Origin of the sequence: Candidatus Electronema sp. JC (genome assembly GCF_048287365.2) — a bacterium.
In the GTDB taxonomy this organism is placed as follows: Bacteria; Desulfobacterota; Desulfobulbia; order Desulfobulbales; family Desulfobulbaceae; genus Electronema.
Genome location: NZ_JBLWEM020000051.1, coordinates 1 through 16,602, shown reverse-complemented (window position 1 = coordinate 16,602; position 16,602 = coordinate 1). Strand labels below are relative to the sequence as shown.

At 60.0% G+C, this 16,602-nt stretch carries 14 protein-coding genes; 8 read left to right on the top strand and 6 right to left on the bottom strand.

Features of this window, described 5'->3' with window-relative positions; all coding sequences use genetic code 11:
• Positions 1–782: 782 nt before the first annotated feature.
• From ACNKH3_RS08130 to ACNKH3_RS08105, 6 genes are all read left to right on the top strand, one after another.
• Positions 783–1,919: a Re/Si-specific NAD(P)(+) transhydrogenase subunit alpha gene (locus ACNKH3_RS08130; protein ID WP_420208877.1), complete on the top strand. Its 1,137-nt coding sequence runs from the start codon at positions 783–785 to the stop codon at positions 1,917–1,919.
• 7 nt (positions 1,920–1,926) lie between these two features.
• Entirely contained in the window at positions 1,927–2,226 is a 300-nt protein-coding gene (locus tag ACNKH3_RS08125) for an NAD(P) transhydrogenase subunit alpha (protein ID WP_420208876.1), read from the top strand.
• On the top strand, positions 2,223–3,602 hold the full coding sequence (locus ACNKH3_RS08120; protein WP_420208875.1) for an NAD(P)(+) transhydrogenase (Re/Si-specific) subunit beta: 1,380 nt from the start codon (positions 2,223–2,225) through the stop codon (positions 3,600–3,602). Before ACNKH3_RS08125 ends, ACNKH3_RS08120 begins: the two co-directional genes overlap by 4 nt.
• 69 nt (positions 3,603–3,671) lie before the next feature.
• Complete coding sequence (gene ispD, locus ACNKH3_RS08115; RefSeq protein ID WP_420208874.1) at positions 3,672–4,844, top strand: 2-C-methyl-D-erythritol 4-phosphate cytidylyltransferase; 1,173 nt, start codon at positions 3,672–3,674, stop codon at positions 4,842–4,844.
• An 87-nt stretch (positions 4,845–4,931) separates the two neighbouring features.
• The gene (locus tag ACNKH3_RS08110) at positions 4,932–7,337 is read left to right on the top strand and encodes a hypothetical protein (protein WP_420208873.1); all 2,406 of its coding nucleotides are present in this window, start codon (positions 4,932–4,934) and stop codon (positions 7,335–7,337) included.
• Positions 7,337–9,208, top strand: a complete 1,872-nt coding sequence (locus ACNKH3_RS08105) for a hypothetical protein (RefSeq protein WP_420208872.1) — start codon at positions 7,337–7,339, stop codon at positions 9,206–9,208. The genes ACNKH3_RS08110 and ACNKH3_RS08105 overlap by 1 nt, the downstream gene beginning before the upstream one ends.
• Here ACNKH3_RS08105 and ACNKH3_RS08100 read toward each other — a convergent pair.
• From ACNKH3_RS08100 to ACNKH3_RS08080, 5 genes are all read right to left on the bottom strand, one after another.
• Positions 9,203–10,297, bottom strand: coding sequence for a M24 family metallopeptidase (locus tag ACNKH3_RS08100; RefSeq protein ID WP_417915884.1), 1,095 nt, complete (start codon positions 10,295–10,297; stop codon positions 9,203–9,205). The two genes, ACNKH3_RS08105 and ACNKH3_RS08100, sit on opposite strands and share 6 nt — an antisense overlap.
• Positions 10,298–10,385: 88 nt before the next feature.
• Positions 10,386–11,174, bottom strand: a complete 789-nt coding sequence (locus ACNKH3_RS08095; RefSeq protein WP_420208871.1) for a type IV pili methyl-accepting chemotaxis transducer N-terminal domain-containing protein — start codon at positions 11,172–11,174, stop codon at positions 10,386–10,388.
• A gap of 130 nt (positions 11,175–11,304) precedes the next feature.
• Positions 11,305–12,504 carry an aspartate aminotransferase family protein gene (locus tag ACNKH3_RS08090; protein WP_420208870.1) on the bottom strand — a complete coding sequence of 400 codons (1,200 nt, stop codon included), beginning with the start codon at positions 12,502–12,504 and terminating at the stop codon, positions 11,305–11,307.
• Positions 12,505–12,660: 156 nt separating this feature from the next.
• Positions 12,661–13,551, bottom strand: coding sequence for an EF-P lysine aminoacylase EpmA (gene epmA, locus ACNKH3_RS08085; protein ID WP_417916270.1), 891 nt, complete (start codon positions 13,549–13,551; stop codon positions 12,661–12,663).
• Between the two features lie 12 nt (positions 13,552–13,563).
• Positions 13,564–13,779 (bottom strand): hypothetical protein, encoded by a 216-nt coding sequence (locus ACNKH3_RS08080; RefSeq protein WP_417916269.1) that lies wholly within the window; start codon positions 13,777–13,779, stop codon positions 13,564–13,566.
• A gap of 24 nt (positions 13,780–13,803) precedes the next feature.
• On the opposite strand from ACNKH3_RS08080, the gene ilvC reads away from it, so the two are divergent.
• Positions 13,804–15,273 carry a ketol-acid reductoisomerase gene (gene ilvC / locus ACNKH3_RS08075; RefSeq protein ID WP_420208869.1) on the top strand — a complete coding sequence of 490 codons (1,470 nt, stop codon included), beginning with the start codon at positions 13,804–13,806 and terminating at the stop codon, positions 15,271–15,273.
• 137 nt (positions 15,274–15,410) lie between these two features.
• Complete coding sequence (locus ACNKH3_RS08070; protein ID WP_420208868.1) at positions 15,411–16,055, top strand: hypothetical protein; 645 nt, start codon at positions 15,411–15,413, stop codon at positions 16,053–16,055.
• 102 nt (positions 16,056–16,157) lie between these two features.
• On the opposite strand, the gene ACNKH3_RS08065 is transcribed toward ACNKH3_RS08070, so the two are convergent.
• Positions 16,158–16,602: hypothetical protein (locus ACNKH3_RS08065; protein ID WP_420208867.1), on the bottom strand; the 445-nt coding region annotated here is incomplete at its 5' end.

Sequence of the window (16,602 nt, the reverse complement as noted above, 5' to 3'; positions counted from 1 at the left end):
GTGAGTTGTGTGTAATGCTTCATGCGCGCTCCTCTTGCTTGGCGGTGAGAATTGAGCCATCATGTTACCATAACTCACTCTTTTCTCAACCCCGCAAAAGTTGCACTTACAACTTGAATCCACGAAATGAAATTGCAACCTGCACATTTCTTTTTCTATGCCACAAGAAAAAAAGAAATCCGCTTCATGAAACGGCTCCGTCAGCCATCTGAGCAGCCTGATCCAGACTTGCTCAGGATTTACGCCGGACCAGCGGAAATATGCCATACACAGAAAAACATCAAGGAACCTTGAAAAATTGATATTTTTGGCAGTTGGCGCATTGTAATTTCCTAATTATATTCGATGATGCTTTCAGTAAAATCGGTATGTTCCGAGGCACCCTATAGATGGTCTCAACAACAGGCCACGAAAATCGCTTCCACAGCGGCTTGATCCACGCCGCTTTGACGAAGCTCAGAACTTTATAGGCCATGCTTTCCTCCTTCTTCAGATGATTGCGGCCTTAAAATACCACCAGAACAGCGGCGAGAACAAGGGATTTTCGCTGTCTTTCGGCAGGTGCCGGGTACTTGCTCGCAGAGAAACGCGCTCCCTGAGCGCAGCCGAAGAGAGCCATGATGCCGCCTTCGCATCACCTTGTTGTTTTCCGTAGTCTTTCCTCTTTTTTTCGTGTACAAAACAACAGCCCTCTTGCAAGCGCAGGCAGCATCGGCCCTGCCGAGGGGATGCCGCAGACGATTTCGCATCAAAATTGTTTATACAAAACCAAGGAGCTGCTGATGAAAATTGCGGTCATGAAGGAAAGCTGTCCGGGGGAACGGCGGGTTCCCCTGATCCCGGCCACGGCGGAAAAATTGGTCAAGCTGGGCGCGGAGCTGGTGATTGAATCCGGGCTGGGGCAGAGCTGCCGTTTTGAGGACGCGGACTACGAGAAGGCCGGGGCGGCTGTGAGCGCGGCGCGCCGCGAGCTGCTCCAGTCCGCCGACATGATCCTTCGCCTGCGCAAGCCGCCTGCGGACGAAATTGAGCTGATGAAAAAAGGCTGCATCCACATCAGCTACTTGGATCCCTTCAATGAAGGCGAGCTGGTGGAGCTGCTCCGCCGGGCAGGCGTTTCCGCAGTCAGCTTGGAGATGATTCCCCGCAGCACGCTGGCGCAGAAGATGGATGTGCTCTCCTCGCAGGCCAACGTGGCGGGCTACGCGGCGGTGCTCCTCGGCGCGGAGCATTTGGACAAAATATTCCCGATGATGACCACGCCCGCAGGCACCATCAAACCGACGCGGGTCTTTGTCATCGGCGTGGGCGTGGCAGGCTTGCAGGCCATCGCCACAGCCAAGCGGCTGGGCGCGGTGGTCGAGGCCTTTGACACGCGGCCTGTGGTCGAGGAGCAGGTCAAGTCGCTCGGCGCGAAGTTCGTCAAGATTGATCTCGGCGAGACTGGCCAGACCAAGGACGGCTACGCCAAGGCCCTCACGCCGGAGCAGCTCGCCCTGCAAAAGGAGGGCATGACCAAGGCCTGCGCCCGCGCTGATGTCGTGATCACCACGGCCCAGCTCTTTGGCCGCCCGGCGCCGCGCCTGATCGACAGCAAGATGCTGGCCGAGATGCGGCCCGGCTCAGTGGTGATCGACATGGCTGTGGAGAGCGGCGGCAATGTCGAGGGCGCGGAATTGGACAAGGTGACGGAGATCGGCGGGGTGCGGGTGATCGGCTTCGGCAATCTGCCGGGCCGCGTGGCGGAGACCGCCAGCCAGATGTATTCAGCCAACCTCGGCAATTTCGTCGAGCATTTCTGGGACAAGAAGGCCAAGGTCTTCAACCTCAACCGCAACGACGAGATCATCAAAGGCGCGCTGATCACCCACGACGGCGAAATCGTCAGCGAGATGTACAAAAGCATCATCAACAAGTGAGGACGAAATGGAAGCGGTGTATCTGACCTTTGTATTTATGCTGGCAATTTTCCTCGGCTTCGAGCTGATCTCCAAGGTGCCGTCCACCCTGCACACCCCGCTGATGTCCGGCTCGAACGCCATTTCCGGCATCACTCTGATCGGCGCGATGGCCTCGCTGCAAACCGACGCGCACGGCTTCGCCGCCCTGATCGGCACGCTGGCTGTGGCCTTCGCGGCGGTGAACGTGGTCGGCGGCTACTTGGTCACGGACCAGATGCTGGAAATGTTCAAGAAAAAGGACAAGACTGAGGGAGGCGGCAAGTGAATCTGCTCATCAACTTCGTCTATGTCATCTCGGCGGCCCTGTTCATTTTCGGCCTGAAAATGCTCGGCTCGCCCGCCACGGCACGGCGGGGCAACCAGCTCTCCGCGCTGGGCATGTTCATCGCCATTGTTGTCACGCTGCTGTCCGCCGGACTGGATTACAAGTGGATCATCCTCGGCGTTCTCCTCGGCAGCGCGGTCGGCGTGTATGCGGCCTTCAAGGTGCAGATGACGGAAATGCCGGAAATGGTGGCTTTGTTCAACGGCTTCGGCGGCCTCGCCAGCCTGCTGTTAGCGTGGAGCGAGTACCACCAGCAGATCGAGACCAGCCTCTTCATCGCCATCGTCACCTTCCTGTCCGCTCTGATCGGCGGCGTGACCTTCAGCGGCTCGATGGTCGCCTTCGGCAAGCTCTCCGGGAAAATCACCCAGAAGCCGGTGCTCTTCAAGGGCCAGCACATGGTCAACGGCGCGATTCTCGCCGCTGTCCTGCTTGCCGCCCTGCTATTCTGCCTCAGTCCCGGCTCCGGCTTCGGCTATTTCCTCTTCATCCTGATCGTCCTTGTCGCGCTCGGCTTCGGCGTGACATCGACCATTCCCATCGGCGGCGCGGACATGCCGGTGGTCATCGCCCTGCTCAACAGCTACTCCGGCCTGGCCGCCTGCGCCGCAGGCTTCGTCATCTCCAACAAGCTGCTGATCGTGGCGGGCGCGCTGGTCGGCGCGTCAGGCATCATCCTCACCAACATCATGTGCAAGGCCATGAACCGCTCGCTGGCCAATGTGCTCTTCTCCGGCTTTGGCAGCGGCGCAGCAGCCAAGAGCGGCGACGCGGCTGCGCAGGGCGAGGTGCGGCCCGCATCGGCGGAGGATGTCTATTACATGCTTGAATCCGCTGATTCAGTGGTCTTTGTGCCAGGCTACGGCTTGGCCGTAGCGCAGGCGCAGCATGTTGTGCGCGAGCTGGGCGAACTACTGGAAAAGAACGACACCGAGGTGAGCTACGCCATTCATCCGGTCGCAGGCCGGATGCCAGGCCACATGAACGTGCTTCTGGCGGAAGCCAACGTGCCCTACGACCAGCTCATCGAGATGGACGACATCAACCCGCGCATGGACAGCGTTGATGTCTGCGTGGTGATCGGCGCGAACGACGTGGTCAATCCGGCAGCCCTGAACGACGCATCCAGCCCGATCTACGGAATGCCGATCATCGAGACCCACCGGGCGCGGACGGTCATCGTCCTCAAACGCTCGATGAATCCGGGCTTTGCGGGCATCGAGAACGCGCTCTTCTTCAACGACAACACCCGCATGTACTTCGGCGATGCGAAGGAGTCGATTCAGGCTTTGGTCGCGCAGTTCAAGAGCAGCTGACAACCGCTGCCGGAGTGCGGACGATGCCGCTCCGGCAGTTTTCTGATCCTCCAAAAGCAGAACAGATTCATGTGCAGCAGCAGATGCGGGGTCATTATCCCCGCCGCAGGCTCCGGCAGCCGGATGGGCATGGCAGTGCCCAAGCAGTTCCTTGAGCTGGCCGGAATGCCGGTGCTGGCCCGCACGCTGCGGGCCGTTCTCAATCATCCCAAGGTTGACGCGGTCATCGCCGTGCTGCCGCCGGAGCAGCTTCAGTCCGGCGCGGCTCTGATCCTCCCTTTTCTTTCCCCTTCCCAGCAGGACAAGCTCGGCTTCACCGCAGGCGGTGCGAGCCGTCAGCAGTCCGTGCGCAACGGTCTTGCCGCCCTGCCTGCGGACATTGGCCAGATCTTGGTGCATGACGGCGCACGTCCTTTGGTCACAGCAGCAATCATTGACCGCTGCTTGGCAGGCATTGCCGAGCACGGCGCGGTGATCGCCGCAGTGCCGGTCAAGGACACGCTCAAGGAAGCTGCGAGCGGAACTGTGCTCCGCACCGTCGACCGCGAGCGGCTCTGGCAGGCGCAGACTCCGCAGGGCGCGTCCCGCGTTTTGCTGGAGCAGGCCTTCCGCCAGGCCGAGGCCAACGGCTTTGTCGGCACGGACGAGGCTTCACTGCTTGAACACGCGGGCATTCCGGTCAGCGTGGTCATGGGCAGCGAGCAGAACTTGAAAATCACCCGACCGGAGGATTTGGCACTTGCCGCCGCTCTGATCGGGCAGAAGGAAGGCATCATGCGGATCGGCCACGGCTTTGACGCGCACCGGCTGGTGGAGGGGCGCAGGCTCATTCTGGGCGGGCAGGAGATTCCCTATCACCTTGGCCTAGACGGCCATTCTGATGCGGATGTGCTGGTGCACGCCCTGATGGACGCACTGCTCGGCGCTCTTGGCGAGGGCGACATTGGCCGCCACTTCCCGGACAGCGACGAGCAGTACCGGGGCGCGGACAGCTGCCAGCTGCTGGCGCGGGTGATGGCTTTGGTCAGGGCAAAAGGGCTGCGCCTGCTGAACGCGGACATCACCGTGATCTGTCAGCGGCCCAAGCTGGCCCCGCACATGGCGGCGATGCGCGCCCGGCTCGGCGCGATCTGCGGGACTGAGGCGGTCAACATCAAGGCCACCACCACCGAGGGCATGGGCTACGCCGGACGCGGCGAGGGCATCAGCAGCCATGCGGTGGCGCTGCTGACCGAAATCTGAGCGGGCGCGCTTCAGCTTGAACTCTCCTCGGCGATGGGGTACTATCCCTCACTCTTTTCATTCACCCCAGCCACAGGACTGCGCCGCATGAACCACATTGCCCTCAGCCTCTTCCTCATCGCCCTGACCACGCTGATGGCCGAACTGGCCTTAGTGCGGATTTTCGATGTGATCTGGCACGCCAACAAGGCGTACATGATCATCACCATGGTCATGTTCTGCTTCGGGCTGGCGGGCGTGCAGCAGTCCCTTTGGCCGGTGCGGCAGGACGGGCGGCTGCGGGCCAAGCTCGCCGGTCTGGCCTTCTTTTTTGGCCTTTTCCTGCTTGCGCTGCTGCCCGCAATCAACAGCCTGCCGCTCAATTTAGCCAACATCCAAGCCAGCTCCGGCAAGGACATCGCCGCCTTTGCGACCATGTATCTGCTGCTCTCCGCGCCGTTCTTTCTCTCCGGCCTGTTCTTCACCATCATTTTCTCAGCCTATGCCAAGGACATTCAGCGGCTTTACTTCTGGGACTTGGCCGGAGCCGCTCTTGGCTGCCTGATCCTGATTCCCTTCCTGCCGCACATCGGCCCGGCAGGCGCGCTCTTCCTCGGCGGCGGCCTCTGCTGGATCACTGCCGGACTGCTGGCTGAAGGCAGATTGTGGCCGAAGCTGCTGCCGCTTATGGGCATTGCCGCCGCTGCGATTCCTTTGGTCAAATCCTTCACCGCTGACAATTCTGCGGACCGCTATTTTGAATTCCGGCATCACGTCTCCAAGCGCGGCGTGCTGGAGAGCTTTGCGGCGGAGACTGTGGAGGTGAGCCATTGGGATGCGATCAGCAAGATTGATGTGATCAATACCGGCGGAGCCAAGCACATCGCCTACGATGGCGGCACCCAGTCGAGCTTCATTTATCCCTTTGACGGCGACTACACCCGCCTGCGGGCCGCGCTGCCGGATGCGACCACCTCCAACTTCGGCGGCCAGAATGTCTATCTCAGCCACTGGCTGAAGCGGGACAGCGGTGCTGAGGTGCTGATCATCGGCGCGGCAGGCGGACAGGAAACCAAGGCAGCCCTGACCTTCGGCGCGAAGCATGTGGACGCGGTCGAGCTGGTCGGCTTTGTCGTCAAAATCGGCAAGGAGCTGTACAAGGACTTCAACGGCGGCATCTTCAACGACCCGCGCGTGACAGCGCATGTGGACGAAGGCCGCAGCTTCCTGCGGGCTTCGGACAAACAATACGACATCATCCAGATTTACAGCAATCATACCTCCAGCAGCATCGCGGCGGGCAGCGGGGCCATGGCCACGTCCTACCTCCAAACCGCCGAAGCCTACACCGAATATTTTCAGCGTCTGAAGCCGGACGGCATCCTCCAGATCAACCACCACGTCTATCCCCGCATGGTGACAACAGCGGCCAAAGCCTGGAAGGACATGGGCCGCATCGATTTTCGCCGCCATGTCCTCGTTTTTCAGGCCAAAGACGGCGTGCGCGACAACCTGCCCACGCTGCTCATCCGCATGACCCCGTGGACAGAGGCGGAAGTCGCCCAGCTTCGCACATGGTTCCGGGGGCACACCCGGCTGGCTGAGGATCCGTTTCTGCCGGAACAGTCCATGCTCAGTGACGAATTCTATTCCGGCGAGCTGTCCAAAGCCACGGCAGCCCTCGTGCCTTTCCGGGTGACAGCGGCCACCGACAACCGGCCTTATTTCAACTTCCTGCGCAAACGCTGGGACAGGTACAACCGCTCCTATCCTGAAAAATACATGGACTATTCCACTGCTGGGCTGCTTTCCTCGCAGTATCTTTCAGACAGGGTTGTTCCGAATGATCTTGAGCATTTGGTCATTGTCTCGGCAGCCTCGCTGCTCTTCGCGCTGCTCTTTGTGCTCGTGCCGCTGCTCTTCTCCAAGGCCGGGCGGACGCGCTGGCCAGGCAAGCTGGCCTCGCTGGGCTATTTCTCCTGCCTCGGCGGCGGCTTCATCATTGTCGAGCTGGTCTTCATCCAGATATTCATGAAGCTGATCGGCTTCCCGCTGCACACCTATTCCGCCGTGGTCTTCGCCATGCTGATCGCTGCCGCGCTGGGCAGCCTTTGTTCAGGGAAGATGGGCATCAGCCCGCAGCAACGCTGGCTGCTCCCCTTTGCCGGAACCATTCTCTCTGTCCTGCTTTTCATCGCCGTGTATCCGGCCTATTTCAGCCATTTCTTAGCCTTCTCCATCTGGGGCCGGGTGGCAGCGGCAGTGCTGCTCATATTGCCTGCGGGCTTCTTCATGGGCATGTGCTTTCCGCTCGGCATCTTGGCGGTGAGCAGGCAGCCAGAAGGCGCGGTGGCCTGGGCTTGGGGCATGAACGGCCTGTTCACGGTCATCGGCGGCATTGCCAGCGTGCTGATCTCCATCTATCTCGGCTTCAATCTCACCCTGCTTGCCGCTGTCCTGATCTACGCGCTGGCCCTTGTTCTCTTCATGCGGATGCGGGAGGCGGCGGCCTGATGCCGCGTCTTCTTGACCTGCTGCGGCGGCATCAGGCCCTGCTTGTCCTGCTCCTCGCCGCCGCTGTAATCTGGCAGCATTTCTTTTTCAACCGGGCCTATGTTGAGATAGACTGCACGGTTGACCATGACACCGCTGTCGAGCTGTACTGGGCTGAGGCCGGACAGGATTATTCCCGCTCCCGGATGGGCAGCGCGGTGCTCAAGCTGGGCCGCAGCCAGCATGGCTTCTTTCTCGGCGACCTCCGCGCCATCCGTCATTTCCGCTTGGACCCAATGGGCAAAGCACCCGGCGCAGCGGTTTTCCACAGCATCACCATCCGCCAGCCGGGCCTGCGGCCTTTGATCTTCGTCAGCCCTGCGGATTTCACCCGCTTCCAGCCAGGGCAGAACGTCACCTCCGCCGCGTTCATTGAGGGCTTTGGCTGGGGCGTGACCTCGGCAGCAGGCAATCCTGACCTGCATCTGACCGTGGAGCCGCCCGCGTCTCTGCCGCCTGCTGACTGGCTGCCGGAGGCGGGCCGTTTCATCGCCTTGGCTCTGCTCCTGCATCTGCTGCTGCGATACCTTGCCCCGCTGGCCGAGGACTTCCGCTCTATTCCTTTGCTGCTTTTCGGAGTGACGCTGCTGGTCGCCGCCTTGGCTGTGCGCAGCAGTCCGGGCAGTCATCCTGACGAGCAGGTGCACAGCGCCGCCGCCGCCTATTACGAGCGGCACTGGCTGCCTCCGGCGGCAGACGCGCCGGAAATCGCGGCCAGCTACAGTGGCTACGGCTTCTCCCGACTGAATTCACGGGAAATCGCCTATTTCCTGACCGGCAAATTCGCTTGGCTGACTGAGCCGTTCCGGCTGCCCGCCTATCAGCGGCACCGGCTCTTCAATGTCCTATTGCTCGGCTGCCTCGCCCTGCTGGCTTTCCGCTCGCCGCCCGCCCGCCTGATTTTTCTGCCCCTGCTCATGACCCCGCAGGCGTGGTATGTGTTCAGCTCCTGCAATTCCGATGCCTTCGCCCTTTTCCTCTGCCTGATAGCCGCCCAGCAGCTTGCCGCGCCGGAATCGCTGCTCCGCCGCTATCTTTCCGGCCAAAGCGGCTGGCGGGCCGCTGTCGCCTTGGGGCTGCTGGCGGGCGGGCTGCTGCTGATCAAGAAGAACTTCCTCATCTTTGTCGTGTTCGCCGCCCTGTTTGTCCTCCTCAACGGGCTGCTGCTCCGGCAGCGGCTGACTTGGCCCGCGCTGCGGCGGGCTGCTACGCTCGGCGGAATCGCCTTGGCCCTCTTCAGCCTCCAGGCTGGGGCGGACATTGCGGCCAACGGCTGGAACAAGGCGGCAAAGATTCAGCAGCTGCGGGAAGAGCACGCGGAGCGTGCCTACAAGCCCAGCACTGAGCTGGCCAAACAACATCCGCATCTTCAGCTGCGGGCGCGGGGCGTGAGCTTTTGGGAGATGCTCAGCGGCAGCGGCGCATACCGCTGGGGCGGCAAGGTGCTGCGGAGTTTTTACGGGGTCTATGGCCATGCCAGCGTGGCGGCCAGCGCGGCCTATTACGAGCTGATGAGCTGGAGCGGCTGGCTCTTCTGCGGCCTTGCCGCGCTGACCGTGCTGCTGCGGGGCGGGACAGAGGAGCGGCTGCTCCTCCTCAATCTGAGCGGCTGCGGCCTGCTGTTGGTTGGGGCGGCGGCCTGGGCCTCATGGACGAAAGACTTCCAGCCGCAGGGCCGCTATATGCTGCCGCTGCTGCCGATGCTCGGCCTGCTGCTGGCGAGAACCGGGCCGCTGTTCCCTCCCCTGCCGCTCCGCGCCCTCTTCACCCTGATGTTCCTGCTCTCGCTATGCAGCTTCCTCTTTGTCGGGCTGGCTTCGCCGCTGCTATAAATCCAGCCCGGTGCTGTCCTCATTCAGCAGCTCGCAGCCGTCCTCGCGCACCACAGCCATGTTCTCCAGCCGAATGCCGCCCCAGCCGGGAAAATACACGCCCGGCTCAATGGTGACAATCATTCCGGCGTGCAGCTGCTTGCGGTTGCGCGGGTTGAGGCTGGGAGCCTCGTGGACGGCGAGGCCCACTCCGTGGCCAAGACTGTGGCCAAAGGCTTTGCCCATGCCCTCCTTGTCGAGAACCTGCCGCGCCGCCTGATCAACCTCGCGGCAGACCGCGCCCGCCCGGATCACCTTGACCGCCGCGAGCTGGGCTTTGCGCACCGCCCGCAGCCGCTCCAAGAAAAGGCTGTCCGGCTTGCCGACAAAAAGGGTGCGGGTCATGTCCGAGCAATAGCCGTTCAAAATCAGCCCCATGTCGATGAGGACGATCTCGCCTTCCCGCAAAATCCGGTCTGTGGGCACGGCATGAGGCTTGGCGGCGTTGGAGCCGAAGGCGACGATGGTGTCGAAGCTGGGCCGCTCCGCGCCGTTCTCGCGCATCGCCCGCTCGATGGCCAAAGCGACTTTAATCTCGGTCATGCCCGGCGCGACAGTGCCGCTCACCTGCTGAAAAATCCGCTCGTTCAGCCGCACAGACTGCCTGATCAGGCTGATTTCCTCCTCGCTCTTGACCTCCCGCATCCGCTCGACCAAGCCGGTGAGGGGAACCAGCTCGGTTGCGCCTGCCAAGGCTTTCTCCAGCCTGCCGACAGCGGCGTGGAGAAAATAATGGCTTTCAAAGCCGAGCCGCCGCACACTCAGATCCGGCAGCAGCGCTTTCAGCATCACGGCGAGACCTTTCCGATACAGCTCCACCTTGAAGCCCTGCGCCTCCTCTTGGGCTTGCAGCTCAAAGCGGGAGTCGGTGAGCAGATGCGGCCTGCCGTTTTTGGAGATCAGCAGCACGCCAGAGCTTTCCTGAATGCCGTGGTCGGCGGCGGTGTAGCCGCTCAGGTAGCGGCGGTTGGCTGGCTCGGTGATCAGAACTGCGTCAAGATTGCGGCCCCGCAGCGAGGCTTGCAGTTTATGCAGGCGGGATTGGATCATAGTGTCGCAACATGAAAAAATATGCCCTTCAGTGCCGCTTTTGCAAGGCATTGAGCGGCACCGAAGGGCTGAAAAAAAACAGCTTCTGTCAGCGGGACGAATTTTTGGCCGCCCCCGCAACTTCCACGTACAAGGCAGTCACTTCATCAGCGATCTGATTGATGTCGTCGGTGCTGGTCAGCACGAGAGAGGGATTGCCTTTCTCGCGGATCTTCAGAAAATATGGCGCGACCCTGTCCCATAAGGTCTGCATTTTATCTAAGAGCGAATTGATCCGCCCGGTGTTCCTTTTCTCTGCCCGCAGCACTTTCAACGCGGATTGAAACTCAGATACAGCCGTTTCAAGATTCTCCACATAGCTTTCTTCTTGAAAGCCAGCCTGATAGGCGATATAATATTTCGCAATCCGCTGCGAAAGCATCCGCTGGCGGCCTGAAATATTGATGATATTATCAATTTTCGCGCCTGAAATTTCTTCCAGCTTCAGAACCGCATTCTGACTGACATTCAGCAGCTGCTCGCTTAAATCAAGAACAGCAGCTGAATTTTCTTTTTTGTACGGTTTTTTCACTAAATCTTTGTAGCTTGCAAAAATAGTCTCAACTATGCCGAGCAAGTCCTGCATCTCGCTGTTGCTGACTTTTTTCAAAGCATCATGGTTGTATTGAAAACGTGTCACGGCAATGTTGAGCTGATGAGCGGTTTCCTTCTGCGAGATGCCTTGACCGTTGTAAAAATAGGCTTTGGCAATCCGCTGCGAAAGCATCCGCTGCATGCCGGCCCGGTTCATCAAATCAGAATAATTTTCCGCCGCCTGCATGGGCGATGCAAAGAGCGTAAAAAAGAGTGCGGTCAGTAACACGGTGAATGTGCGCATAATAAGCTCCTTCAGGCAGTTGGGCCGCAGCACGGCTGCGGCATGGGGATGGAAGAAACGGAAACAGGCAGGAATATTAAAGCAAAAACTGAGCATTTTTGCAAGAAAGCTGACATGGAAAGGACGGCGCTTATTTCAGTTCCGCCAGCTCCAGTGTCAGCGCGTCCACCACCCGGTCCATATCCTCCCGGCTGACTGTCAGCGGCGGAATGAAGCGCAGCGCCTGCATCCCTGCGAAGTTGATCAGGATGCCGCGCTCGAACATTCTACGGACAATCTCCGGCCCGTGCGTGATCCCTTTCTCCGTCAGCACTAATCCCAACAGCATTCCCCTGCCGCGCACTCCAGCGCAGAGCTGCGGGAACCGCTCCACCAAGCCTTCCAGACGCTGAACAAAGTAGCTGCTGCGCTCGCGCAGGTCGGCGAAGAAGCCATCAGCGAGCATAGTTTTCAGCACGGCCACGCCTGCCGCCGCAGCTGCCGGATTGCCGCCAAAGGTTGAGGCGTGCGTTCCCGGCGTGAAGGCAGCGGCAACCTTGGCGCGGGTGAGCATCGCGCCGACCGGCAGGCCGTTGGCCAGCGCTTTGGCCAAAGTCATGATATCAGGGACAACGCCGCACTGCTCATAGGCGAAGAGGGTGCCGGTGCGGCCTATGCCGGTTTGCACCTCATCAAAGATGAGCAGCAGGCCGTGGCGGTCGCAAATAGCCCGGATTGCCTTCAGATATTCCTCTGAGAGCGGGCGCACGCCGCTCTCGCCCTGAATCGGTTCGCAGAGTATGGCGCAGGTCTTGTCGCTGACCAGCCGCTCAATGGCTTCTGGCGTGCCAAAGTCAGCATGAATGAAACCGCTCGGCAGCGGCTCAAAGCCCTTATGAAACTTGGGCTGACCAGTGGCCGCCACGGTTGCCAAGGTGCGGCCATGAAAGGAGCCGCTGAGGGAAATCACCTCGTAACGGCCTGTGCTGCTGCTGTAAATGCGGGCCAGCTTGATCGCCGCCTCGTTGGCCTCTGCGCCGGAGTTGCAGAAGAAGACCCGCTCGGCAAAGCTGTGCGCAATCAGCAGCTCGGCCAGCTCGGTCTGCGGCTCGGTGTAGAAGAGGTTGGAGACGTGCAGCAGCTTCTTCGCCTGGGCGCAGATGGCCTCCGTCACTGCCGGGTGGCAATGCCCCAGCGAGCAGACCGCGATGCCGGAGAGAAAATCCAAGTATTCCTTGCCGTCCGCGTCCCAAAGGCGGCAGCCTTGGCCCCGGACAATAGCCGCCGGAAAACGGGTGTAGGTTCCTGCGAACACAGCTTCGCCTCGCGCTGTCCAGTCTGAATTATTCATGATCATTTTTAGATGGGATGATTTCACCTTGTCCTGCATCGGCCTTGAACCTTCTCGCCTGACAGAAACAGGGAGGACTTATCATATAAAATGCGCTGCCTGTTGACAAGCAGCTTTATCCGCATTGCGGACAAGGAGAAAAAAACGAAGGGGACGCTATAAATCGCTGTCAGCGAAGGGCAGCACCTCGGCGATGCTGTTTTTGCCAAGCAGGAGCATGAAGAGGCGGTCAAGGCCGAGAGCGATGCCCGCGCAGTCCGGCAGCCGCTCCAGATCGCGGAGGAACTTCTCCGGCATCAGGCTGCGGTCGATTCCGGCCTTGGTCATCTCCGCCTCGAAGCGCTGCCGCTGGGCGACTGCGTCGGTCAGCTCGGAGAAGCCGTTGGCGATCTCCACGCCGCTGATGTACAGCTCGACCCGCTCGGCAACAGCGGGGTTGTCCGGCTTAGGCCGCGCCAGCGAGGCGAGAGCTGCTGGGTATTCACAGAGGAAGACCGCGCCCAGCCGGGCCAGCTCCGGCTCGACGCGCTCGACCAGCAGCAAATCAAAACGGCCCTCGGCGATGGCCTGCTCCGCCGCGATTCCCGCGAAACGCTGGAAGACCTCAGCCACGGTCAAGCGGGGCCACGGCTCTAGCTGCGTGGCCCACGCGGACAGTTCCTGCCAGTCCTGCGCCGCGCAGAACCGCGCCAGATGCCGGGCCAGCGCCTCGCTCTCCTGCATCAGCTCGGCATAGCTCCAGCCGACATGGTACCACTCCAGCATGGTGAACTCCTCCTGATGCAGCCGCCCGCGCTCGCCTTTGCGGAAGCAGCGGCAGATCTGGAAGAGCCGTTCGCAGCCGCCCGCCAGCAGCCGCTTCATGCACAGCTCCGGCGAGGTCTGGAGAAACCGCTCCTCGGAGCGCAGCGGCTGGATTTCCGCCTCTGGAATCAGCGCGGGCAGGCGGATCGGGGTGTCGGCCTCAAGGTAGTCGCGGCTGTGGAAAAAGCTCCGCACGGCCTGGAGTAGGAGGGAACGCTGGCGGATGCCGGATGGAGAGAGCATGGCGGGGCAAGATCACTTGCAATGGCATGAGAGGCGTTGCAATTCTCTCTTTGTTTTTTCAAGCTGCAAAAAAGGCTCATGCGCACGACTGTAAATCAGTTCCCTGCCGCAGGCAAGCGGAAAAACGGCTGACGCGGCTGCCTTCGCCCCGCCAGCCGCGCCAATCTGCACAAAACCCTTTACGCCGCAGCGTTTGCTGGTAAGATAGCACCATTCGACATTTTTCAACCACTCTGCACAAGGAGAATCATCATGGCCAACTATTTCAACAGCCTGCCCCTGCGCCTTCAGCTGGACGAGCTGGGCCGCTGCCGCTTCATGCAGTCGTCCGAGTTCAACGGCGTGGAGGCCCTGAAAGGCAAGAAGATCGTCATTGTCGGCTGCGGTGCGCAAGGACTGAACCAAGGACTGAACCTGCGGGACAGCGGCCTTGACGTGTCCTACACCCTGCGCGACGCGGCCATTGCCAGCAAGCGTTTGTCCTGGCAGCGGGCCACGGAGAACGGCTTCAAGGTCGGCACCTATCAGGAGATGCTGCCGAGTGCTGATCTGGTCATCAACCTGACCCCGGACAAGCAGCATTCCGGCGTGATCAAGGCGGTGATGCCGCTGATGAAGGAGAACGCCTGCCTCTCTTACTCGCACGGCTTCAACATCGTGGAAGAAGGGATGCAGATCCGCAAGGATATCACCGTGATCATGGTTGCGCCCAAATCACCTGGCACCGAGGTGCGGCATGAGTACCAGCGCGGCTTCGGCGTGCCGACCCTGCTGGCTGTGCACCGCGAGAACGACCCGCTCGGCATCGGCTGGGACATTGCCAAAGCCTACGCCGCTGGCACAGGCGGCCACCGCGCAGGCTGCTTGGAGTCCTCATTTGTCGCTGAGGTGAAGTCTGATCTGATGGGCGAGCAGACCATCCTCTGCGGCATGTTGCAGACCGGCTCGCTGCTCTGTTTCGAGCGGATGATCGAGCTGGGCATGGATGCCCGTTACGCGGTCAAGCTGATCCAGAACGGCTGGGAGACGATCACCGAGGCCCTCAAGCACGGCGGCATCACCAACATGATGGACCGGCTGTCCAATCCGGCCAAACTGCGGGCCTTCCATCTTGCCGACGAGCTGAAGCGCATTCTCAAGCCGCTCTTCTGCAAGCACATGGACGACATCATGTCCGGCCACTTCTCCACGACCATGATGCAGGACTGGGCGAATGATGATGCCAACTTGCTCACATGGCGCAAGGCCACTGGCGAAACCGCCTTTGAGAAGACAGAAGCGGCGGACACGGCCATCAGCGAGCAGGAGTATTTCGACAAAGGCATCATGATGGTGGCGATGGTGAAAGCGGGCGTGGAGCTGGCCTTCAACACCATGGTCTCTTCTGGCATCAAGGCGGAGTCCGCCTATTACGAATCCTTGCACGAGCTGCCGCTGATAGCCAACCTGATCACCCGCAAGAAGCTGTATGAAATGAACGTGGTGATTTCTGACACGGCGGAGTACGGCTGCTATCTCTTCAACCATGCGGCCTATCCGCTGCTGCAAGGCTTCATGAAGACTGTGGGCGCGGACGTGATTGGCAAGGGGATGGATGTGAAGGACAACTCTGTCAGCAACAAGGAGCTGATCGAGGTTAACCGGATCATCCGCAGCACCGGCGTAGAGACCGTCGGCGCGACCTTGCGCGGATATATGAGCGCGATGAAGGCGATTATCTGAGGTTGGTTGCCGTTGCTGGAATCGTAGAATTGTAGGGTCACGGCATACCGTGACCCTGCCGCTCGTTGCAATCTTTCCGTATATCATATTGAACCGGCAAGATATATGACTCTTTGTTGCAAGTGAAAGGAGAACGCATGAGATTCAAGATATTAATCATTATGCTGGCAGTATTACTGACAGGCTGCAACAAAATGATTGACGAAGGTGGCACTAACAGTCAGTATCAACACGACATGGACATCCTGCGTATGCAGGACATCAAGACTATCGGTGGATATATTGAGGATTACAAGGCCAAAACTGGACATTACCCCCTCGTGAGGAGTGACGAGATCGAGCAATATGTGCACATCGCCACCGATGGACAGAAAAAATATATCCAAGGTGCCCCTCCTGAGAAGCATGTCGTAACTGATTGCGCGGAGCTCGATCAGGAACTAAAGAGAGTCCTTGGGAAAGACATAGTTATTCCCAAGGATCCACAGAAGGTACCAATGAATAAACCCAATTTCTATATCTACATGACCAGAGGAAAGGACTACTGGCTGGCCGTCCACTTGCACTCAGCATGCTCACTGAGCAAGCAAGTTGCCAAATATTACCACAAACTAGAGATTTCCAGCAATCCGTATCCTCCAGCTATGGTGTGGAGCTATGAGACCCTTTCCGAGAATAAAGAGTTTGTCAAAGAAGCGAGCAGGCCATTTTACAAACCTGAATACATTGATTACTTGAGAAAAGGAGAACTTCCAACAGCGCCATCGACGACGACTGAGTAAAAGCGTGCGCTTTCAGCGCATCATGGCAGTCTTGTAGGGCACAAGTCGGCTGCCGGAATGCAAAATGTAGGGTCACGGCATGCCGTGACCCTGCGAGTCCCCTCACCCCACCCTCACATCCAGCACATCCACCAGCCTGCCGTCGTAGTCGTTGACGACCAGCGTCTTCAAGGCGGCGTAGTTCTCCACCTTGATGCTCAGGCTGCTCACTGCCGAGCCGCTGAAGCCGGGCAGCACAAAATCGCCGTTTCCGGTGGCCGGAACGATCATGCCCTGCGCGCCGCCGTCCCGCATGTCAATCAGCTTGAAGGCGAGAATGTCGTCCTGCACGTTGTGCTCGACCTGCACCCGCAGCCGCGTGTCCGCCGTCAGACTGCCTGCGGTGACAAGCACATACGGCGCAGCCGCGCTGTCCGTGAGGATGCCGGTCTCCGGCGGATGCGGACGGCTGAGTTCCGGCACGGTCAATGGCGTGCGCAGCCTGCCGCTGTATGCGCCGGTGCGGATCGAGCCGTGCTCCGTGTACCGCGTCGTGATTGAGACCGTG